General features: G+C 53.8%; 27 protein-coding genes. 1 reads left to right on the top strand and 26 read right to left on the bottom strand.

Annotation, left to right across the window (positions count from 1 at the left end):
* Window positions 1–10 precede the first annotated feature (10 nt).
* From rpsH to rpmC, 7 genes are all read right to left on the bottom strand, one after another.
* A complete protein-coding gene (gene rpsH, locus ACXAGA_RS06835) occupies window positions 11–403 on the bottom strand; it encodes a 30S ribosomal protein S8 (protein ID WP_475116731.1) in 393 nt (130 codons plus the stop codon).
* A gap of 13 nt (window positions 404–416) precedes the next feature.
* On the bottom strand, window positions 417–722 hold the full coding sequence (rpsN, locus tag ACXAGA_RS06830) for a 30S ribosomal protein S14 (RefSeq protein WP_086450757.1): 306 nt from the start codon (window positions 720–722) through the stop codon (window positions 417–419).
* A gap of 19 nt (window positions 723–741) precedes the next feature.
* Window positions 742–1,305, bottom strand: a complete 564-nt coding sequence (rplE, locus tag ACXAGA_RS06825) for a 50S ribosomal protein L5 (protein ID WP_475116730.1) — start codon at window positions 1,303–1,305, stop codon at window positions 742–744.
* Window positions 1,305–1,610, bottom strand: a complete 306-nt coding sequence (rplX, locus tag ACXAGA_RS06820; RefSeq protein ID WP_475116729.1) for a 50S ribosomal protein L24 — start codon at window positions 1,608–1,610, stop codon at window positions 1,305–1,307. Before rplX ends, rplE begins: the two co-directional genes overlap by 1 nt.
* Window positions 1,610–1,978: a 50S ribosomal protein L14 gene (gene rplN, locus ACXAGA_RS06815; RefSeq protein ID WP_067550492.1), complete on the bottom strand. Its 369-nt coding sequence runs from the start codon at window positions 1,976–1,978 to the stop codon at window positions 1,610–1,612. The genes rplX and rplN overlap by 1 nt, the downstream gene beginning before the upstream one ends.
* Before the next feature lie 78 nt (window positions 1,979–2,056).
* Window positions 2,057–2,287, bottom strand: coding sequence for a 30S ribosomal protein S17 (rpsQ, locus tag ACXAGA_RS06810; protein ID WP_086450760.1), 231 nt, complete (start codon window positions 2,285–2,287; stop codon window positions 2,057–2,059).
* Between the two features lie 4 nt (window positions 2,288–2,291).
* A complete protein-coding gene (rpmC, locus tag ACXAGA_RS06805) occupies window positions 2,292–2,489 on the bottom strand; it encodes a 50S ribosomal protein L29 (protein WP_475116728.1) in 198 nt (65 codons plus the stop codon).
* A 251-nt stretch (window positions 2,490–2,740) separates the two neighbouring features.
* Here rpmC and ACXAGA_RS06800 point away from each other — a divergent pair, with 251 nt between their 5' ends.
* On the top strand, window positions 2,741–3,361 hold the full coding sequence (locus ACXAGA_RS06800; protein WP_475116727.1) for a TIGR02466 family protein: 621 nt from the start codon (window positions 2,741–2,743) through the stop codon (window positions 3,359–3,361).
* Between the two features lie 2 nt (window positions 3,362–3,363).
* Here ACXAGA_RS06800 and ACXAGA_RS06795 read toward each other — a convergent pair whose 3' ends face one another.
* The 19 genes from ACXAGA_RS06795 to rpoC all read right to left on the bottom strand — a co-directional run bounded on the left by ACXAGA_RS06795 (window position 3,364) and on the right by rpoC (window position 20,680).
* Window positions 3,364–4,131: an ion transporter gene (locus ACXAGA_RS06795; protein ID WP_475116726.1), complete on the bottom strand. Its 768-nt coding sequence runs from the start codon at window positions 4,129–4,131 to the stop codon at window positions 3,364–3,366.
* Between the two features lie 73 nt (window positions 4,132–4,204).
* Window positions 4,205–4,663, bottom strand: a complete 459-nt coding sequence (locus ACXAGA_RS06790) for a hypothetical protein (RefSeq protein ID WP_475116725.1) — start codon at window positions 4,661–4,663, stop codon at window positions 4,205–4,207.
* 107 nt (window positions 4,664–4,770) lie between these two features.
* Window positions 4,771–5,184 carry a 50S ribosomal protein L16 gene (gene rplP / locus ACXAGA_RS06785; protein ID WP_475116724.1) on the bottom strand — a complete coding sequence of 138 codons (414 nt, stop codon included), beginning with the start codon at window positions 5,182–5,184 and terminating at the stop codon, window positions 4,771–4,773.
* Window positions 5,185–5,198: 14 nt separating this feature from the next.
* On the bottom strand, window positions 5,199–5,909 hold the full coding sequence (rpsC, locus tag ACXAGA_RS06780) for a 30S ribosomal protein S3 (protein WP_475116723.1): 711 nt from the start codon (window positions 5,907–5,909) through the stop codon (window positions 5,199–5,201).
* Entirely contained in the window at window positions 5,909–6,289 is a 381-nt protein-coding gene (gene rplV / locus ACXAGA_RS06775; RefSeq protein WP_086450767.1) for a 50S ribosomal protein L22, read from the bottom strand. The genes rpsC and rplV overlap by 1 nt, the downstream gene beginning before the upstream one ends.
* A 3-nt stretch (window positions 6,290–6,292) precedes the next feature.
* Window positions 6,293–6,571 carry a 30S ribosomal protein S19 gene (gene rpsS / locus ACXAGA_RS06770; protein WP_086450768.1) on the bottom strand — a complete coding sequence of 93 codons (279 nt, stop codon included), beginning with the start codon at window positions 6,569–6,571 and terminating at the stop codon, window positions 6,293–6,295.
* 3 nt (window positions 6,572–6,574) lie between these two features.
* A complete protein-coding gene (gene rplB / locus ACXAGA_RS06765; RefSeq protein WP_475116722.1) occupies window positions 6,575–7,417 on the bottom strand; it encodes a 50S ribosomal protein L2 in 843 nt (280 codons plus the stop codon).
* 203 nt (window positions 7,418–7,620) lie between these two features.
* Entirely contained in the window at window positions 7,621–7,989 is a 369-nt protein-coding gene (locus ACXAGA_RS06760) for a hypothetical protein (protein WP_475116721.1), read from the bottom strand.
* 123 nt (window positions 7,990–8,112) lie between these two features.
* Window positions 8,113–8,409: a 50S ribosomal protein L23 gene (locus tag ACXAGA_RS06755; protein ID WP_086450771.1), complete on the bottom strand. Its 297-nt coding sequence runs from the start codon at window positions 8,407–8,409 to the stop codon at window positions 8,113–8,115.
* On the bottom strand, window positions 8,406–9,023 hold the full coding sequence (gene rplD / locus ACXAGA_RS06750; RefSeq protein WP_475116720.1) for a 50S ribosomal protein L4: 618 nt from the start codon (window positions 9,021–9,023) through the stop codon (window positions 8,406–8,408). The genes ACXAGA_RS06755 and rplD overlap by 4 nt, the downstream gene beginning before the upstream one ends.
* Window positions 9,013–9,741: a 50S ribosomal protein L3 gene (gene rplC, locus ACXAGA_RS06745; protein WP_475116826.1), complete on the bottom strand. Its 729-nt coding sequence runs from the start codon at window positions 9,739–9,741 to the stop codon at window positions 9,013–9,015. The genes rplD and rplC overlap by 11 nt, the downstream gene beginning before the upstream one ends.
* Window positions 9,742–9,751: 10 nt before the next feature.
* Window positions 9,752–10,063 (bottom strand): 30S ribosomal protein S10, encoded by a 312-nt coding sequence (gene rpsJ, locus ACXAGA_RS06740; RefSeq protein WP_086450773.1) that lies wholly within the window; start codon window positions 10,061–10,063, stop codon window positions 9,752–9,754.
* Between the two features lie 242 nt (window positions 10,064–10,305).
* Window positions 10,306–10,863 (bottom strand): P-loop NTPase family protein, encoded by a 558-nt coding sequence (locus tag ACXAGA_RS06735; RefSeq protein ID WP_475116719.1) that lies wholly within the window; start codon window positions 10,861–10,863, stop codon window positions 10,306–10,308.
* Window positions 10,864–10,960: 97 nt separating this feature from the next.
* Complete coding sequence (gene tuf, locus ACXAGA_RS06730) at window positions 10,961–12,136, bottom strand: elongation factor Tu (protein WP_086450775.1); 1,176 nt, start codon at window positions 12,134–12,136, stop codon at window positions 10,961–10,963.
* Window positions 12,137–12,226: 90 nt separating this feature from the next.
* Window positions 12,227–14,344: an elongation factor G gene (gene fusA, locus ACXAGA_RS06725; RefSeq protein ID WP_475116718.1), complete on the bottom strand. Its 2,118-nt coding sequence runs from the start codon at window positions 14,342–14,344 to the stop codon at window positions 12,227–12,229.
* A gap of 24 nt (window positions 14,345–14,368) precedes the next feature.
* On the bottom strand, window positions 14,369–14,839 hold the full coding sequence (gene rpsG, locus ACXAGA_RS06720) for a 30S ribosomal protein S7 (RefSeq protein WP_086450777.1): 471 nt from the start codon (window positions 14,837–14,839) through the stop codon (window positions 14,369–14,371).
* Window positions 14,840–14,851: 12 nt separating this feature from the next.
* On the bottom strand, window positions 14,852–15,223 hold the full coding sequence (gene rpsL / locus ACXAGA_RS06715; RefSeq protein WP_086450778.1) for a 30S ribosomal protein S12: 372 nt from the start codon (window positions 15,221–15,223) through the stop codon (window positions 14,852–14,854).
* Between the two features lie 264 nt (window positions 15,224–15,487).
* Complete coding sequence (locus ACXAGA_RS06710) at window positions 15,488–16,333, bottom strand: glycosyltransferase (RefSeq protein WP_475116717.1); 846 nt, start codon at window positions 16,331–16,333, stop codon at window positions 15,488–15,490.
* Between the two features lie 123 nt (window positions 16,334–16,456).
* Window positions 16,457–20,680 carry a DNA-directed RNA polymerase subunit beta' gene (gene rpoC / locus ACXAGA_RS06705; RefSeq protein ID WP_475116716.1) on the bottom strand — a complete coding sequence of 1,408 codons (4,224 nt, stop codon included), beginning with the start codon at window positions 20,678–20,680 and terminating at the stop codon, window positions 16,457–16,459.
* Window positions 20,681–20,696: the final 16 nt, after the last annotated feature.

The raw sequence follows: 20,696 nt of genomic DNA, 5'->3' as shown, positions 1-20,696 counted from the left end.
CAGACCCTCCTTAGAAGACGGTGCAAAGCACTTCGCCGCCAACATTCTGGCTGCGAGCGTTTGCGTCCGACATCACACCCTTAGGTGTGGAGACAATCGACACACCCAGGCCCTGACGGACCGAAGGGATGTCCTGAACACCCATGTATACGCGACGGCCAGGTTTCGAAACCCGCTTCAGTTCGCGAATGACAGGAGTGCCTTCGTAGTATTTCAGTTCGATTTCGATGGTTGGGTGACCACGTTCATCCGAGCCTTTTTCATAGCCACGGATGTAACCTTCGTCAGCCAGTACATCTAGAACCCACGCGCGCAGCTTCGATGCTGGGGTCGACACGGTCGACTTACCACGCAGTTGAGCGTTGCGGATACGGGTCAGCATATCACCAATAGGATCATTCATTATCTAACCCTCCTTACCAGCTGGACTTAACCAGGCCAGGAATCTCACCGTTCGAACCTAGTTCGCGCAGTGCGATACGGCTTACCTTTAGCTTACGGTAGTAAGCGTGAGGACGGCCGGTCAGCTGGCAGCGGTTGTGAAGACGAGTGGGCGAGCTGTTGCGTGGCAGTTCAGCCAGCTTCAGGCGAGCCTTGAAGCGCTCTTCCATCGATTTCGATTCGTCGTTCGCGATTTCTTTCAGCTCAGCGCGTTTCGCAGCGTATTTCGCTACCAGACGCTCACGCTTTTTCTCGCGTTCGATCATGGATTTTTTAGCCATAATTCTCTCTCTCCCGCGCTTAGCTGTTGAAAGGCATGTTGAAGTGCTTCAACAGCGCTTTTGCTTCAGCGTCGGTGTTAGCGGTGGTCGCGATGACGATGTCCATACCCCAAACTTCATCAACTTTATCAAAGTTAATTTCTGGGAATACGATGTGTTCCTTCAGACCGGTGGCGTAGTTGCCACGACCATCAAACGAAGTGCCAGAAACGCCGCGGAAGTCGCGGATACGAGGCATTGCGATGGTGATCAAACGATCCAGGAATTCGTACATGCGGTCGCCACGAAGAGTGACTTTTGCGCCCATTGGCATGTCTTCACGAACGCGGAAACCAGCGATGGATTTCTTTGCTTTCGTGGTGACAGCTTTTTGGCCTGCAATCGAAGTCAGATCTTCAACTGCGGATTTTGCTTTTTTGCTGTCACGGACAGCTTCAGCACCACAGCCGATGTTCAGAACGATTTTGTCCAGACGAGGGATCTGCATGTCGTTTTTGTATCCGAACTCTTCCTTCATGGCAGCGCGGATAGTCGACTTGTACAGGTCCTTCAGACGCGGGGAGTAGTTTGCAGTATCCAACATTAGATTGCGTCCCCTGTGGTTTTTGCAAAACGCACTTTTTTGCCGTCTTCCTCACGGAAGCCAACGCGCGATGCTTTGCCGTTTGCGTCTACGATCGCCAGGTTCGACAGCTGGATTGGCATTGCCTTTGGCAGGCGGCCACCTTGGCTGTTTTGGCTCTGGCGGGTGTGGCGGATAGCGACGTTCACGCCATCAACGATTGCTTTGCCAGCAACAGGGTCAACCGAAGTGATTTCACCGGTTTTGCCTTTGTCTTTGCCAGCCAGCACGATGACGGTGTCACCTTTACGGAGTTTCGCAGCCATTACAGCACCTCCGGAGCAAGCGAGATGATTTTCATGAAGTTCTTAGCGCGCAGCTCACGAACCACTGGGCCGAAGATACGAGTACCTACAGGCTCGCCGTTGTTATTCAAGATAACAGCAGCGTTGCGGTCAAAACGAATTGCGGTGCCGTCTTCACGACGTACTTCTTTAGCGGTGCGAACAACAACGGCCTTACGGACGTCGCCTTTTTTCACACGGCCGCGCGGAATGGCTTCTTTCACCGATACAACGATGATGTCACCTACCGACGCGTAACGACGGTGCGAACCGCCGAGAACCTTGATGCACTGAACACGGCGAGCGCCAGAGTTATCAGCAACATCCAGGTTAGTCTGCATCTGGATCATGGGTTACTCCCGACCTTTGGGGGGACTTGCAGTATCGTCCTGATCCCCAGGGTTTCGATTAAACTGGAAACACTACCATTAGGCAGTGATCACTTCCCAGCGTTTGGTCTTCGACTTAGGTGCACATTCCTGAATACGGACGGTGTCGCCTACGTTGAATTGGTTTGCCTCGTCGTGAGCGCGATATTTTTTCGACTTACGAACGGTTTTTTGCAGCAGAGGGTGCTTGAAGCGACGCTCGACCAGTACGGTTACGGTTTGTTCGTTCTGGTTCGAGGTGACAACACCCTGAAGAATACGCTTAGGCATCTGATTAGGCCTCCGAAGCAGCTTTTTCGTTTAGGATGGTCAAAACACGAGCAGCATCACGCTTTACAACGCGCATACGTGCAGTGTTTTCCAGCTGACCGGTTGCCTGTTGAAAGCGCAGGTTGAACTGCTCTTTTTTCAGGGCGGTCAGGTCTTCCCGAAGCTGTTCCGGGGTCTTCTCGCGAAGTTCGTTGGCGTTCATAGCCTTTTCCTTTCCTTTCACCAGAGGGCCCTGCTCATGTTTAAATGCGGGTTACCCTGTGCCTGGTGGGCGAATATCAAAACACACGAATCCCGCGGACGGGAATCGTGAGATGCCGCCGTATACGTGACTGACTATGTTGGGGCAAGGGAAAAGGGGGCATATCCCAATAAAACTTGGGGTGCCTTCCATTACAGGTATGCTAAACGGGGATCAGATCACGGATCAAGAATTTTCTGCAGGAGCCGACCATGGCCGCAATCGACACATTGTTTGTCACCCGCCTGTATCAGGGCAAATTGAACGAATTCGGTGAAAACATCGACGCCGAAGAACTACACGACAACTGCTATGCCATCATGGAAGACGACGATGCCGGCATGGAGTGGTGCGAAGAAAACGGTTACCCGGGCTATACATCCTATGCGTCGTTGACCGACCTGCCATGGCGTTCTCCCGTTTTCGCCGCCGTGAAAGAGGCGCTGGACAAACACGTCGCGGCCTTTGCCAAGGATCTGGAATTCAATCTGGATGGCCGCAATCTGGTGCTAGAGGACCTGTGGATCAACATCCTGCCCGAAGGCGGCAACCACGGATCGCACATCCACCCGCATTCGGTGATCTCTGGCACCACCTATGTATCGATGCCCGACGGGACCTCTGCCCTGAAACTAGAAGACCCGCGTCACGCCATGATGATGGCCGCCCCGCCCCGCGTCAAGGATTGCCGCAAAGAGCTAAAGGCGTTTATCTATTGCAAACCCGAGGTCGGCGATGTGCTGCTATGGGAAAGCTGGCTGCGCCACGAAGTGCCCGCCAACACATCCGAATACGACCGCGTATCGGTCAGCTTTAACTATAAGTGGGAATGACCCTAGCCGCGTTCGGACAACCGTTGTTCGATCCGTTCTAGCCGTGCCAAAACATCGTCGCGATAGGTATCTGTCGCGGCGTTTTCTTCTTCGGCGTGGGCGTCTTGCATCGTGCTGACGATCAGACCCACGACAAGGTTCATCACCGCAAAGGCTGTGATCAGGATGAACGGGATAAAGAACAGCCACGATGTCGGGTGCACCTCCATCACGGGGCGCACGATGCCCATCGACCAGCTTTCCAGCGTCATGACCTGAAAAAGCGAATAGAGCGACGCGCCAAGGCTGCCGAACCATTCAGGGAACGTATCGCCATATAGTTTCGTCGCGATCACGCCGCCGATGTAGAAAATGATCCCCGTGAGCAGGAACACAGACCCCATCCCCGGTAGCGCCATAATGAACGCTTCAACAACGCGGCGCAGCGACGGAACGGTCGATACAACACGCAACAAACGCAGAATGCGCAGCGCCCGCAGAACAGACAGCCCTGCCCCCGCTGGCGATAATGAAATACCGACAATCGCAAAATCGAACAGGTTCCAACCGTCCCGGAAAAACCGTCCGCCTTGAGCGTACATTTTCAACGCCAGCTCCGCGACAAAGATCGTCAGACACAGGGTATCCAGCGCCGAAATCACGCCGCCCGCCGTCGCCATAATGCGATCCGACGTCTCTAGCCCCAACACAACCGCGTTGAACAGAATAACCCCCATGATGAAATTACGGGTGATCTGTAGATCCAGAAGGTCGGAAATCTGTTGGCGCATGAAAATGTCCCCTGTCAGCGATGGGGCCTATATGTTGGCTCAGACCCCGATGCGCAAGTTTAGCAGGGCAATTTCACGGCTGAACCGGATCAAACCGCGCCAGAGCCGCAAGAGAGGCCATGCCTTCGACCGAAGATGCATCATAGGTTTGGAACATATTCATGACTTTACTCAGGTCGTCGGACGCGACCAGAACCCGTTCGTCACCATTCGACAAACGATCCAGCGCCGCCACGAACATCGTTTCCGCGCGGGCAAATTCGTTGCGATAGGACAAAGCCTCGGCATAGCTGATGCGCAACCAGATATAGTCAGACGTAGATAGCCGGCCGCGCCTGCGGAACACGTTATTTTCCACCGCTGTCCGACAGGCGGCAAACGTCGTGTAATCACTGTGATCGCCAGACAGACAGCGATCATCCGCCCGTTCCAGCCGAACCGCATAGCCGAACACCATCAACAGCCCGCCCAGCAGTAACGCCGCCAAACCAGCGCGCCACTTGCGTTCGGTATTTTCGAACGAAAAAGCCAAAATCAGAATTTCCTAACCCTACACAGGAACGATAGCGCGGCCGGACCAAAGAAAAACCCCCGCAGCACGGGGCCACGGGGGTTTTCAAATTTTCTAAAAGGCTGGGATTACCAGTCTTCGCGAACCACTGTGCGGGTTTTCACTGGCAGCTTCATAGCAGCCAGACGCAGGGCTTCACGTGCGATCTCTTCGTTTACACCGTCGATTTCGAACATGACGCGGCCTGGTTTAACCTTACAGGTCCAACGGTCCACAGAACCTTTACCTTTACCCATACGAACTTCGATTGGTTTCGCAGTTACAGGCAGGTCAGGGAAAATACGGATCCATACACGGCCCTGACGTTTCATGTGGCGGGTCATCGCGCGGCGTGCTGCCTCGATCTGACGAGCCGTGATACGCTCAGGTTCTACAGCTTTCAGGCCGTAGGTGCCAAAGTTCAGGTCGCTACCGCCTTTTGCTTGACCGTGGATACGGCCTTTGTGCATTTTGCGGAATTTTGTACGCTTTGGTTGAAGCATCTTACTTTACTCCCTTAGCGGCCGCGACGATCGCCGCCGCGTGGTGCGGGTGCGTCTTGCAGCTCTGCCTGACGGCGTTCACGTGCCGATGGGTCATGCTCCATGATCTCGCCTTTGAAGATCCAGACCTTGATGCCGATGATACCATAAGGTGTCATAGCTTCGTACAGAGCATAGTCGATGTCAGCGCGCAGGGTGTGCAGAGGAACGCGACCTTCGCGGTACCATTCGGTACGTGCGATTTCCGCGCCGCCCAGACGGCCAGCTACGTTAACACGGATACCCAGTGCGCCCATACGCATTGCGTTCTGAACAGCACGCTTCATTGCGCGACGGAACGACACACGGCGTTCCAGCTGCTGACCGATGGATTCACCAACCAGCTGAGCGTCCAGTTCAGGCTTGCGTACTTCTACGATGTTCAGGTGCAGTTCGCTGTCGGTCAGGTTCGACAGTTTCTTGCGCAGAACTTCGATGTCAGCACCTTTTTTACCGATGATCACACCAGGACGTGCAGCGTGGATCGTCACGCGGCATTTCTTGTGTGGGCGCTCGATGATAACACGAGCGATACCGGCTTGCTTGGCTTCTTTCTTGATGAAGTCCTTGATTTTCAGGTCTTCAAGCAGAAGGTCACCATAGTCTTTGGTGTCTGCGTACCAGCGGCTGTCCCAGGTGCGGTTGACCTGAAGACGCATACCGACGGGATTTACTTTGTTACCCATTAGGCTTGCTCCTCAATCTGACGCACCTTGATGGTGAGCTCCGAAAACGGCTTGATGATACGACCGAAACGACCACGTGCACGAGGACGACCGCGTTTCATGGTCAGGTTCTTACCGACGTATGCTTCGGCAACAACCAGTTCATCAACGTCTAGGTTGTGGTTGTTTTCAGCATTAGCGATTGCCGACTGAAGACATTTCTTCACGTCAACTGCGATACGCTTTTTCGAGAAGGTCAGATCGGACAGTGCCTTGTCTACCTTCTTGCCGCGGATCATCGCTGCAACCAAGTTCAGTTTCTGCGGGCTGGTGCGAAGCATGCGCAGTTTTGCCATTGCTTCGTTGTCTGCCACGCGGCGGGGATTTTGTGCCTTGCCCATGACTTACTTCCGCTTCGCTTTTTTGTCAGCTGCGTGACCGTAATAGGTACGAGTTGGTGCATATTCACCAAACTTCTGACCGATCATGTCTTCAGTGACGTTAACTGGGATGTGCTTCTGACCGTTGTAGACGCCGAACGTCAGGCCAACGAACTGAGGCAGAATTGTCGAACGACGCGACCAGATTTTGATCACTTCGTTGCGGCCACCTTCACGAGCTGCTTCGGCTTTCTTAAGCACATAAGCATCAACGAATGGGCCTTTCCATACAGAGCGAGACATATCTTAGCGCCCTTTCTTCTTAGCGTGACGCGAACGAAGAATGAGGTTCGACGACGCTTTTTTCTTGTTGCGGGTACGGGCACCTTTGGTTGGCTTACCCCATGGAGTCACTGGGTGACGACCACCGGAGGTACGGCCTTCACCACCACCGTGAGGGTGGTCGATCGGGTTCATCGCAACACCACGAACGGCTGGGCGAATACCTTTGTGGCGCATACGGCCAGCTTTACCAAAGTTCTGGTTCGAGTTGTCAGGGTTCGAAACCGCACCAACGGTTGCGATACATTCCTGACGGACCAGACGCAGTTCGCCGGACGACAGACGGATCTGTGCGTAGCCGCCGTCACGACCTACGAACTGTGCGTAGGTACCAGCAGCACGTGCGATCTGACCGCCTTTGCCAGGCTTCATTTCGATGTTGTGAACGATCGTACCGATAGGCATGCCCGAGAACGGCATAGCGTTACCAGGTTTGATGTCTGCCTTAGCGGACGCGATTACCTTGTCACCAATCGCCAGACGCTGAGGAGCCAGGATATAAGCCTGCTCGCCGTCTTCGTATTGAATCAGGGCAATGAATGCGGTCCGGTTAGGGTCGTATTCGATGCGAACAACAGTTGCGCTGACGTCAAATTTGTTACGTTTGAAATCAACAATGCGGTAGAGGCGCTTTACACCACCACCACGACGACGTGCAGTAATCCGTCCGGTGTTGTTCCGGCCGCCGTTACCAGTCAGACCCTCGGTCAGGGCTTTAACTGGGCGACCTTTCCAAAGCTCCGAACGGTCGATCAGTACCAGTCCACGCTGGCCTGGCGTCGTCGGTTTATACGACTTGAGTGCCATGTTCTCTGTCTTCCGTAGCTTTGAGGGAGGTAAATCCCTGCGTTATAGGGCCCCGAAGGTCCCCGATTCTAACACCGCAAACGCACAAAGACAAAGCCCCGGACGAATCCGGGGCGTTTGCGGATGTGGTCTCTTAGGTGGATGGGAACCAAAGGTCAAGCGCTGATGCACATCGCCTGCCCGATGGCCAACCGATGCGCGCCTTAACAGCTCAGACGGATCGGAATTGCACCACCAAATTGACGATAATGACCATCCGACACGGGGGTCGTTTTATCAATACCCATCAACTGAGTAATGTTTGTCGGAGCCTGTGCGCTGCACCCTGTGTGTGCTGCAGCCGCGGATTCCATCTGCGCAACCGTCGTCACGCCCGGCACGCCTGTGACCATCGCGATGACACGCGAATTATTAACGTTGATACGCATTGGCCCTGCTACACTTTCCACCATGGTTGCGTTTTCAGCTACAACCGCGTTGCGAGCGATGTTGGCCTCCAGCTCTGGCGACATTTCGGATGACATGCATGCAGACAGCAGTAGCGCGACGGGCAAACAGGCGATTTTCTTCATCAAACTCTCCTTAAAATTCGCACGCTGCACGTTAGTCGCCTTTAAGCAGAATGACCACCCGCTACCAAAAACAAAAAGGCCCCCGCACTGCGAGGGCCTTTCCGAAATTGCTATCCTATCGACTTACAGACCGGTGGTCACGTCGATGGTGTTGCCCTCAACCAGGGTAACGTAAGCTTTTTTAACGTCGTTGCGGGTACCAACGGTGCCGCGGAAACGCTTCACTTTACCTTTGGTGATAACGGTGTTGACCGCTTTCACTTTCACACCAAACAGAGCTTCAACAGCCTCTTTGATCTGTGGTTTGTTTGCGCCCATTGCCACTTCGAAAACCACTGCGCCGTTTTCGGACGCCATGGATGCTTTCTCGGTGATGATCGGCTTGCGGATCACGTCGTAGTGTTGTGCTTTTGCGCTCATTTCAAACGAGCCTCCAGAGCTTCAACACCTGCTTTGGTGAGCACCAAGGTGTCACTGCGCAGGATGTCGTAAACGTTCGCGCCCATCGAAGGCAGAACGTTAACGGTTTCGATGTTGCGAGCAGCCTGAGCGAAGTTCTCGTTGACTGCTGCGTCGATGACTAGTGCGCGTTTCCAACCCAGCGAAGCTACCTGCTTTGCCAGAACCGAAGTTTTTGCATCGTTCAGGTCGGTGTTTTCGATCACAACCAGTTCGCCAGCTTTTGCTTTCGCGGACAGCGCGTGGCGCAGACCCAGCTTGCGGAACTTTTTGGTCAGCTCGTGTGCGTGCGAACGTACAACTGGACCTTTGTAAACACCACCGTGACGGAAGATCGGTGCCTTTTTGGAACCGTGACGTGCGCCACCGGTGCCTTTTTGGCGGTAGATCTTCTTGGTCGAGTACGAAACTTCCGACTTCGTCAGAACTTTGTGCGTACCAGCTTGTGCTTTTGCACGCTGCCAGCGAACAACGCGGTGCAGAATGTCTGCGCGTGGCTCTAGACCAAAGATTTCGTCGTTCAGTTCGACGGAACCTGCGGCAGCACCATCAAGTTTGATAGCTTCAGCCTTCATTGTTTTCGCCTCCTTCAGCAGCAGCCTCTACAGGCGCAGCATCCGATTTCAGACCAGCTGGCAGAACCAGACCTTCAGGAGTTGGTTTCTTAACCGCATCCTTAATGGTTACCCAGCCACCTTTGGAGCCAGGAACAGCGCCTTTAACCATGATCAGGCCACGGTCGGAATCGGTGCGTACAACTTGCAAGTTCTGGGTGGTTACACGAGCTGCGCCCATGTGACCTGCCATTTTCTTGCCTTTGAAAACGCGACCTGGATCCTGACACTGACCGGTCGAACCGTGCGAACGGTGCGAGATCGACACACCGTGTGTCGCGCGCAGACCGCCGAAGTTGTGACGCTTCATCGCACCTGCGAAACCTTTACCAATCGAGGTACCGGAAACGTCTACGAACTGACCTTCGAAATAGTGATCAGCAACGATTTCCGCACCAACTGGCAGGATGTTTTCAGGAGCAACACGGAATTCCGCAACTTTACGCTTTGGTTCAACTTTAGCAGCTGCAAAGTGACCACGCATAGCTTTGGAGGTGTTTTTGGCTTTCGCAGTACCTGCACCCAGCTGAACAGCCGAGTAGCCGTCTTTTTCAACGGTACGCTGCGAAACGACCTGCAGGTTGTCCAGTTGCAGAACGGTTACAGGGATCTGTTTACCGTCTTCCATGAACAAGCGGGTCATGCCGACTTTTTTTGCAATAACGCCAGAGCGCATAATCAATGCCCCCTTATACTTTGATCTCGACGTCTACGCCAGCGGCGAGGTCGAGCTTCATCAGTGCGTCTACGGTTTGCGGGGTCGGATCCACGATATCAAGCAGACGCTTGTGAGTGCGGATTTCGAACTGGTCACGCGACTTTTTGTCGACGTGTGGACCACGCAGAACGGTGAATTTTTCGATCTTGTTCGGCAGAGGAATCGGACCGCGCACGGATGCGCCAGTACGTTTCGCAGTGCTTACGATTTCCTGAGTGCTGGCGTCCAGTACACGGTAATCGAAAGCCTTCAGCCGAATGCGAATGTTTTGGCTTTGTGCCATGTCATTTGCCTTTCGCGGCTCTTTTCGGTTGAGAGGTCGAGATCGCACCATTGCGTCCCCACGTCGAACCTAGACAGGGAACGAATCCCCTATCGGTCGTTCGCCAATAGCGAACCAGCGCCAACTACACGTGCGCGGGGTAGTAATCAACAAAAAAGTTCTGGTCTCCGACAGAACGATCAAATCCCCGTCCACATTGGCCGAAATCATTACCCACTTTGGCTAATATGTCCGTATTCCCGTCAACAAGACACCTCAATGCTTTCGATAAAGGCGTTTGTTTCCGCCATGCTGGTCAGCCGATATTTCGGTCCGTCGAAGTCTTCATAGATTTCAAGATGCGCGGCATATGAGGAATTCGAGGACCTGCTCCAATACTCACTTGACCAAGCCTCAAGTTCTTTGAAATTCCCCGCGGTGCCGCGCGCGGTTTCTCGCTTGAATAAATTCGAGCGACTTTCCGACCACGGGATGTCCGTCCAAATCAGACATGTCGTTCGTCCAAGAATGGGCCGGATTAGCCAACCGTAGACCCCTTCTATAACCCAACGATCCTGTTTCGATATGTCCGAGGTCTGTGTAACTGCGTTTGCCACGGTTTCCTTGCGGCTAAAGTCGCCGTCGATCCAGCGTATCTGGTCGAGGTCCACAACATTCAACGAAAGCGCTGTGCCTAAACGTTTGGAGAGCCAGCTTTTACCCGACGCTGTATTCCCCATAATAGCTGTCCGATCAAAATCGACCCGTTGGAACTCATGCATCCAGAACCCTCTACTACTAAACTTGGCAAGCGCGCCCATGCGAAAATAACCTTACAACGCCTGTGAACCATCCCACCACCAAAGCAAAAGGGCCGCCTTTCGGCGACCCTTTCAGTAGTCTGATTGTTAGATCAGATTACTCGATGATTTTGGACACAACGCCCGAACCAACGGTACGGCCACCTTCGCGGATCGCGAAGCGCAGGCCTTCTTCCATTGCGATTGGTGCAATCAGTTCAGCCGACAGTTTCAGGTTGTCGCCTGGCATGACCATTTCGGTGCCTTCTGGCAGAATGCAAGTACCGGTGACGTCAGTTGTACGGAAGTAGAACTGTGGACGGTAGTTTGCGAAGAATGGGGTGTGACGACCACCTTCTTCTTTGGTCAGGATGTAGACCTCTGCTTCGAATTTGGTGTGTGGCTTAACCGAACCTGGCTTACACAGAACCTGGCCACGCTCAACGCCTTCACGGTCAACACCGCGCAGCAGGGCGCCGATGTTGTCGCCTGCTTCACCGCGGTCCAGCAGTTTGCGGAACATTTCAACGCCGGTACAGGTGGTTTTCGAAGTGTCGCGGATACCAACGATTTCGATTTCGTCGCCAACGTTGATCACGCCGCGCTCAACACGACCGGTTACAACAGTACCACGGCCCGAGATCGAGAATACGTCTTCGATTGGCATCAGGAATGGTTGGTCGATCGCGCGCTCTGGCTCTGGGATGTACGAGTCAACCGCTTCCATCAGCTCTTTGATCTTGTTTTCACCGATGTTTTCGTCACGGCCTTCCATAGCAGCCAGTGCCGAACCTGCGATGATTGGAATATCGTCGCCTGGGAAGTCGTATTCGGACAGCAGCTCGCGGATTTCCATTTCAACCAGTTCCAGCAGCTCTTCGTCGTCTACCTGGTCAACTTTGTTCATGAAAACAACCAGTGCAGGGACGCCAACCTGACGTGCCAGCAGGATGTGTTCACGAGTCTGAGGCATAGGGCCGTCAGCTGCGTTAACAACCAGGATGCCGCCGTCCATCTGTGCCGCACCGGTGATCATGTTTTTCACGTAGTCAGCGTGACCTGGGCAGTCAACGTGAGCGTAGTGACGGTTTTCGGTCTCGTACTCAACGTGAGCGGTCGAGATGGTGATGCCGCGTGCTTTTTCTTCTGGTGCGCCGTCGATCTGGTCGTAGGCTTTGAAGTCACCAAAGTATTTGGTGATCGCAGCGGTCAGCGTGGTTTTACCGTGGTCAACGTGGCCGATGGTGCCGATGTTGACGTGTGGTTTGGAACGTTCAAACTTTTCCTTAGCCATAATGGCCTCCTTAGTCTTTGTCTAACGGGACGTCATGACCCGCTTGATAATTCGAAGCGGCGGAGAGCAAGGCCCCCCGCCACACCGCCATTAGGCGAATTTCGCTTGGATCTCTTCCGAGATGTTCGATGGCACTGGCTCGTAGTGGTCGAACTGCATGGTGAACTGTGCACGACCCGACGACATCGAACGCAGAGTGTTGATGTAGCCGAACATGTTCGCCAGAGGGACGAACGCGTTGATTGCAACAGCATTACCACGTGGTTCCTGACCAGTTACCTGACCGCGACGCGAAGTCAGGTCGCCGATGATGCCACCGGTGTACTCTTCAGGAGTGATAACTTCGACCTTCATGGTAGGTTCCAGAAGTTTCGCACCAGCTTTTTTCATGCCTTCGCGCATACACATACGTGCTGCGATTTCGAAAGCCAGAACGCTGGAGTCAACGTCGTGGTATTTACCGTCGACCAGAGCAACTTTGAAGTCGATCACAGGGAAGCCTGCCAGAGGGCCGCTATCCATAACCGAGTTGATGCCTTTTTCAACGCCTGGGATGTATTCCTTAGGAACAGCACCACCGACGATGCGGCTTTCGAACGAGTAACCTTCGCCTGGCTCGGTTGGAGTGATCTCCAGCTTAACCTCACCGTACTGACCCGAACCACCCGACTGTTTCTTGTGGGTGTAGGTGTGTTCTACAGCGTGCGAAATGGTTTCACGGTAAGCAACCTGTGGCGCACCGATGTTCGCCTCAACCTTGAATTCACGCTTTAGGCGGTCAACAAGAATGTCGAGGTGAAGTTCGCCCATGCCCTTCATAATGGTCTGGCCCGATTCCAGGTCAGTTTCCACACGGAAGGATGGGTCTTCGGCTGCCAGACGTGCCAGACCAGCGGACATCTTCTCTTGGTCACCCTTGGTTTTAGGCTCGACCGCGATCTCGATCACTGGCTCTGGGAAGGTCATGGTTTCCAGAACGACAGGCTCTTTCTGATCACACAAGGTGTCACCGGTGGTGGTGTCTTTCAGACCCGCCAGCGCGATGATGTCGCCTGCGAATGCTTCCTCGATTTCCTCACGGTTGTTCGAGTGCATCATCATCATACGACCAACGCGCTCTTTCTTACCTTTGGTCGAGTTCAAAAGCGTGTCGCCTTTGTTCAGGACGCCCGAGTAGATACGGGTAAAGGTCAGCGAGCCAACGAATGGGTCGTTCATGATTTTGAACGCCAGACCCGAGAACGCCATGTCGTCGTCTGCACGACGAGCAATGTTACGTTCTTCGGTTTCGTCACCAGGTGCGAAGCCCATGTAGTCAACAACGTCCAGCGGCGATGGCAGGTAGTCCAGAACCGCGTTCAACAGAGGCTGAACACCTTTGTTTTTGAACGCCGAACCGCCCAGAACAGGAACGAACTGCAGACCCAGGGTACCCTTACGCAGCAGAGCGCGCAGAGTTGGAACGTCAGGCTCGTTGCCTTCCAGGTATTCCATCATGGCATCATCGTCCTGCTCAACAGCAGCTTCGATCATTTTGCCACGCCATTCGTCGGCCATGTCTTTCAGGTCGTCACGGATGTCGACTTGAACCCAGGACGCGCCCAGATCTTCACCTTTCCACAGCCATTCTTTCATGGTGACCAGATCGATCAGGCCTTCCAGTTCGGATTCTGCACCGATTGGAATACCAACTGGTACAGCGCGCGCGCCGGTACGGTCTTCGATCATGTTCACGCAGTTAAAGAAGTCTGCGCCGATCTTGTCCATTTTGTTAACGAACACGATACGTGGAACTTTGTAGCGGTCAGCCTGACGCCATACGGTTTCAGTCTGAGGCTCAACACCTGCGTTTGCGTCAAGAACACAAACAGCACCGTCAAGAACCGCCAGCGAACGTTCAACTTCGATGGTGAAGTCAACGTGGCCAGGGGTGTCAATGATGTTCAGGCGGTGTTTAGGAGTGTCAGCGGTTTCGCCGTCTTCGGTGCGTTCCCAGAAAGTGGTCGTCGCAGCCGAAGTGATGGTGATACCACGTTCCTGTTCCTGTTCCATCCAGTCCATGGTGGCTGCACCGTCGTGCACCTCACCGATGTTGTGGGATTTACCAGTGTAGTACAGGATGCGTTCGGAACAGGTGGTTTTACCTGCGTCGATGTGCGCCATGATACCAAAGTTACGGTACCGGTCGAGAGGATATTCGCGTGCCATTGGGCTTCGTCCTTCAGACTAAAATTACCAGCGGTAATGGCTGAACGCTTTGTTTGCGTCTGCCATCTTGTGGGTGTCTTCGCGTTTTTTCACGGCAGAACCGCGACCGTTAACAGCATCCAGAAGCTCACCAGCCAGGCGCTCTTCCATGGTGTTTTCGTTGCGCGAACGCGAAGCCGAGATCAGCCAGCGAATTGCCAGGGCTTCACGACGTTCTGGACGAACTTCGACAGGAACCTGGTAGGTTGCACCACCAACACGGCGCGAACGAACTTCGACCGATGGTTTTACGTTGTCCAGTGCTTCGTGGAACACTTCGACAGGTGCTTTTTTCAGTTTCGCTTCAACGCGGTCAAATGCGTTGTAAACGATTTTTTCTGCGACCGATTTCTTACCATCGATCATCAGGTTGTTCATGAATTTAGTGACAACGCGGTCACCGAACTTTGCGTCCGGCAGAACTTCACGTTTTTCAGCAGCGTGACGACGCGACATAGTGTGATCTCCTTACTTAGGACGCTTCGCGCCGTATTTCGAACGGCGTTGTTTACGGTCTTTGACGCCTTGGGTATCCAAAACACCACGCAGAATGTGGTAACGGACACCCGGAAGGTCTTTTACACGGCCGCCACGGATCAGAACCACAGAGTGTTCCTGAAGGTTGTGGCTTTCACCTGGGATATACGAAATCACTTCGTAACCGTTGGTCAGGCGTACCTTCGCAACTTTACGCATAGCGGAGTTCGGTTTCTTAGGCGTGGTGGTGTAAACACGGGTGCAAACGCCACGCTTTTGTGGGCAGCGCTCAAGGTGCTGCGACTTGGATTTGACGACTTTAGGCTGACGCGGCTTGCGGATCAGCTGTTGGATCGTTGGCATAAGGTAAATCCCCTATCCTACTGTTTAGCGGCCCCTTAGGTCCGCGGTTCACGACGAATGCGCGACGCATACGCCGCAGCACAAAAAGCCCGCACCGAACCCTTACCGGAGGTTCGCAGCGGTTAAAGTTACAGAGGAACAGGACGACAAAATTGTCCGGTTCTTGTCCACTTCAGCTCTGATTTCGGGTGAAAAGGGAATCCCCCTAATGACCCGGATGGTGGGCGTATAGGCAGAGTCGCCTATACTGTCAACACTAACCCTTTAGTGCTGGGTCAATGCCCGCCAAGCCGCCTTGAGTTCGGGCGGCTGAACGTTGAAACGGGTCTTGATCCGATAGGCCGTTTGGTCGCGCATGCGCCCGCCCTGCCCCTCTTTGATCACGCGTTTCAGCAGGTTGCTGTCATTCATAGAATGCGCACCGCGCAGGAACATCGGGCGGTTTGGCACGCTGACCACGGGCATGTGCATCCAAACACGGGTATGGTTCATGTCCAACAGGCTGGACGGATCAACAGGGTTGCGGCAAATCACTTGCCCCGGCGTCCATAGGCGTTCAGTGACCTGCACCGCCCGAACGCCCCAATCGGGACTGAATGCCACGACATACCCGCGGCAAAAATCAACGCACATCATTTGGCGTTCTTTGAATATCGGCATATTGGCCGATATGACCTTGCGGCTGCGTTCTATAAACTCTGTCGCGACGGCATCATCATCGTCCAGACGGAATTCGCCGATCACATCCGCAGTTGTATCGCGGGCAGCCATCATCACTTCGCGGCACAGCTCGCGTGGTTTTTGTCCTTCGGGGTGAAACTGAACCTCGATTTGGGGCACAGGCGCACAGATGTCCAACAGTCTGGATTTTTGATGGTCCGGCATTTGGTCGCCGGCCAAAACGATCAGTTTAAAATCCGTATCCGTCTGGACGGATAGCGAAGGGACACTCAGATGTTCAAAAAAACAGAACCGCTGATTGATACGGTCATCGGCATACAGATTATCACGCAATTCAGCGTCGGTTTGGAAATTATGCTTAAAGGCCCCTAATTCGCCAGGATACGAAAACCGACACAACCCCAGCATCTGTATCTTTGGTTTGGCCATCAGATTTTTTTGAACAGTCTTTTTACCATAGCATTGGCATAGCAATTGCCGAACGCGATTGCCAACCCAAAGCAAAAAGGCCCCCGCTTTCGCAGGGGCCTTTTCGTTTAAAATGCAAAGAAATTATTCTTCGCGGCTTTCTGGTGCATCAGCAACAAAGCTGTCTTCGGTCGAAGGAGCCGACAGGGCCAGTGCCTGTTCTGCTTCTTCGCGACGTGCTTCTAGAACAACGTTGTCGCGGTCTGCTGCGATACGGCGGACTTTGCTGGTCGCACCGCCGGTACCGGCAGGGATCAGACGACCGACGATGACGTTCTCTTTCAGGCCAACCAGTTTGTCGCGTTTACCCTGTACCGAAGATTCGGTCAGAACGCGGGTGGTTTCCTGGAACGACGCAGCCGAGATGAACGAACGTGTCTGCAGCGATGCTTTGGTGATACCCAGCAGGATTGGTTCACCCTGTGCCGGACGATCGCCACGTGCCAGTGCTTTGGCGTTTGCTTCGTCGAACTCGACCTTATCAACGGTCTCGCCTTTCAGCAAAGTGGTGTCACCCGAGTCAGAGATTTCCCATTTCTGCAGCATCTGACGAACGATAACTTCGATGTGTTTATCGTTAATCTTCACACCTTGCAGACGGTAAACGTCCTGAACTTCGTCGATCATGTAGTCAGCCAGAGCCTCGACACCCATAATTGCTAGGATGTCATGCGGCGCTGGGTTGCCGTCCATGATGTAATCGCCCTTCTGGACAAAGTCGCCTTCTTGGACCGGGATGTGTTTCCCTTTTGGTACCATGTATTCGACTTTGTGATCCGGATCCGATGCGGATTCGATCGCGATACGACGCTTGTTCTTGTAGTCCTTACCAAAGCGCACATAGCCGTCGATTTCGGCAATGATCGCGTGGTCTTTTGGACGACGTGCTTCGAACAGTTCCGCAACGCGCGGCAGACCACCGGTAATGTCCTTGGTCTTAGCGCCTTCACGCGGAATACGCGCAACAACGTCACCAGCTTGGATGTCCTGACCGTCTTCTGCCGACAGAATTGCGTCAACAGACATTGGGTAGGTCACTGGGTTGCCGTCGTCTTTGCGAACTGGTTCGCCGTCAGCACCAACAACGATGATCTCTGGTTTCAGATCGCCGCCGCGTGGAACCGAGCGCCAGTCGGACACGATTTTCTGTGTCATACCGGTCGCATCGTCGGTGTCTTCGCGCACAGAGATACCCGAAATCAGGTCAACCATACGCACCTTACCGGCTTTTTCCGCGATGATCGGCAGGGTGTATGGATCCCATTCGAACATCTTGTCGCCGCGTGCGATTTCTGCGCCGTCTTTCACAAAGACTTTGGAGCCGTAGCCAACTTTATGCTGGGCACGCTCTTCGCCGTCTTCGCTCATGATTGCCAGAACCATGTTGCGGCCCACAACGATCTGGTCGCCGTTGGCGTTTTCCAGAATGTTTGCGTTGCGGAATTCAACCTTACCGGCTGCGGACGCTTCTAGGAACGACTGCTGGCCACCCTGCGCAACACCACCAATGTGGAACGTACGCATGGTCAGCTGTGTACCAGGTTCACCGATCGACTGTGCAGCGATAATACCGACAGCTTCACCGATGTTCACTTTGGTACCGCGTGCAAGGTCACGACCGTAACACTGTGCACAAACGCCATCGTCTGCTTCACAGGTCAGCGGGCTGCGGATACGCATTTTCGCGATATTCGCATTGTCGATCATATCTGCACGACGTTCGTCAATCAGCTCGCCTGCTTTGACCAGCACTTCGTCGGTGCCAGGGCGCAGAACGTCATCAGCCGAAACACGACCCAGAACACGTTCAGCCAACGATGCAACGACTTCGCCGTCGTTAACAGCTGCTTCGGCAGTGATCGCGCGGTCGGTGCCACAGTCGTCCATACGAACGATGCAGTCCTGTGCCACGTCAACCAGACGACGGGTCAAGTAACCCGAGTTCGCTGTTTTCAACGCCGTATCCGACAGACCCTTACGAGCACCGTGGGTGGAGTTGAAGTACTCAAGAACGGTCAGACCTTCTTTAAAGTTCGAGATAATCGGCGTTTCGATAATCTCGCCCGAAGGTTTCGCCATCAGGCCGCGCATACCGCCCAGCTGTTTCATCTGAGTAACCGAACCACGCGCACCAGAGTGAGCCATCATGTAAACCGAGTTCGGTTCCATAACAGCGCCAGCGTCGTCACGTTTTTCAGCCGAGATGGTGCCCATCATAGCGTCGGTGACTTTGTCGTTACACTTCGACCATGCATCGACGACTTTGTTGTACTTTTCGCCCTGAGTGATCAGACCGTCCATGTACTGCTGTTCAAAGTCTTTCACCTGATCGCGAGTTTCTTCGACCAGACCCCATTTGGTGTCAGGAATGACCATGTCATCCTTACCGAACGAAATACCGGCCTTGAACGCTTCGCGGAAGCCCATGGTCATGATCTGGTCACAGAAAATGACCGACTCTTTTTGACCACAGTAGCGATATACGGTGTCAATGACCTGCTGCACTTCTTTCTTACGCAGCAGACGGTTCACCAAGCTGAATGGCGCCTTTGCGTTCAATGGCAACAGGTTACCCAGGCGCAGACGGCCAGGGGTGGTTTCGCAACGAACGATCACTTCTTGACCGGTTTCGTCAATCTGCTTGATGCGTGCGTTTACCTTGGCGTGCAGGTGCACTTCGCCAGCGGCCAGCGCGTGTTCGACTTCTTCCAAGGAAGAGAAGGACATGCCTTCGCCCTTCATGCCGTCACGCTGGATCGTGGTGTAGTACAGACCCAAGATCATATCCTGCGAAGGAACGATGATCGGCGCACCGTTTGCTGGCGACAGAACGTTGTTCGTCGACATCATCAGAACGCGGGCTTCCAGCTGTGCCTCAAGGCTCAGTGGAACGTGAACCGCCATCTGGTCACCGTCAAAGTCAGCGTTGAATGCCGAACAGACCAGTGGGTGCAGCTGGATCGCTTTACCTTCGATCAGTTTCGGTTCGAACGCCTGAATGCCCAAACGGTGCAACGTAGGCGCACGGTTCAGCATGACTGGGTGTTCGCGGATGACCTCATCCAGAATATCCCAGACCTCTGGACGCTCTTTTTCGACCAGTTTCTTCGCCTGTTTCACAGTCGAGGACAGGCCTTTGGCTTCCAGACGGGAATAGATGAACGGCTTGAACAGCTCTAGCGCCATCTTTTTCGGCAGACCACACTGGTGCAGCATCAATTCAGGGCCGGTCACAATAACCGAACGACCCGAGAAGTCGACGCGTTTACCCAAAAGGTTCTGACGGAAACGACCCTGCTTACCTTTCAGCATGTCGGACAGCGATTTCAGCGGACGCTTGTTGGCGCCGGTGATCACGCGACCACGACGGCCGTTGTCGAACAATGCGTCAACGGATTCCTGCAACATACGTTTTTCGTTACGTACGATGATGTCAGGTGCGCGCAGTTCGATCAGACGCTTTAGACGGTTGTTACGGTTGATCACACGGCGATACAGATCGTTCAGATCCGACGTCGCAAAGCGGCCACCATCCAGCGGCACCAGTGGGCGCAGTTCTGGTGGGATCACAGGAACAACGGTCAGGATCATCCATTCAGGACGGTTGCCCGATTCCAAGAAGGATTCAACGATCTTCAGACGTTTGATGATCTTTTTAGGCTTCAGTTCGCCAGTGGCTTCTTTCAGCTCTTCGCGCAGCTGCTCTGCAGTTGCGTCCAGATCGATCATCGACAGCATCTCGCGGATCGCTTCTGCACCGATGTTGGCTTGGAACGCGTCCATGCCGTAGGTGTCTTGAGCGTCCAGATACTCTTCTTCCGACATCAGCTGACCATAGGTCAGATCGGTCAGACCTGGTTCGATAACAACGTAGTTTTCGAAATACAGGATGCGTTCCAGATCACGCAAAGTCATGTCCAGCATCAGACCGATGCGGGATGGCAGGGATTTCAGGAACCAGATGTGCGCAACAGGCGCAGCCAGTTCGATGTGGCCCATGCGTTCACGACGTACTTTTTGCAGCGTAACTTCAACACCACATTTTTCGCAGACAACGCCGCGGTACTTCATGCGCTTATATTTGCCGCACAGACATTCGTAGTCTTTGATCGGGCCAAAAATACGCGCACAGAACAGACCGTCACGTTCTGGTTTGAACGTACGGTAGTTGATGGTTTCTGGTTTCTTAATTTCACCGAACGACCACGACAGGATACGCTCTGGCGATGCGAGCGAAACTTTGATTTCGTCGAACGCCTTTGCAGGTGTCAGTGGGTTGAACGGGTTGTTGGTCAGTTCCTGGTTCATCGGATGTCCTTACATA

Source organism: Marivivens sp. ABH4_498 (assembly GCF_056160585.1).
The sequence above is the reverse complement of the archived record's forward strand: the minus strand, read 5'-3'. Positions and strand labels throughout refer to the sequence as shown.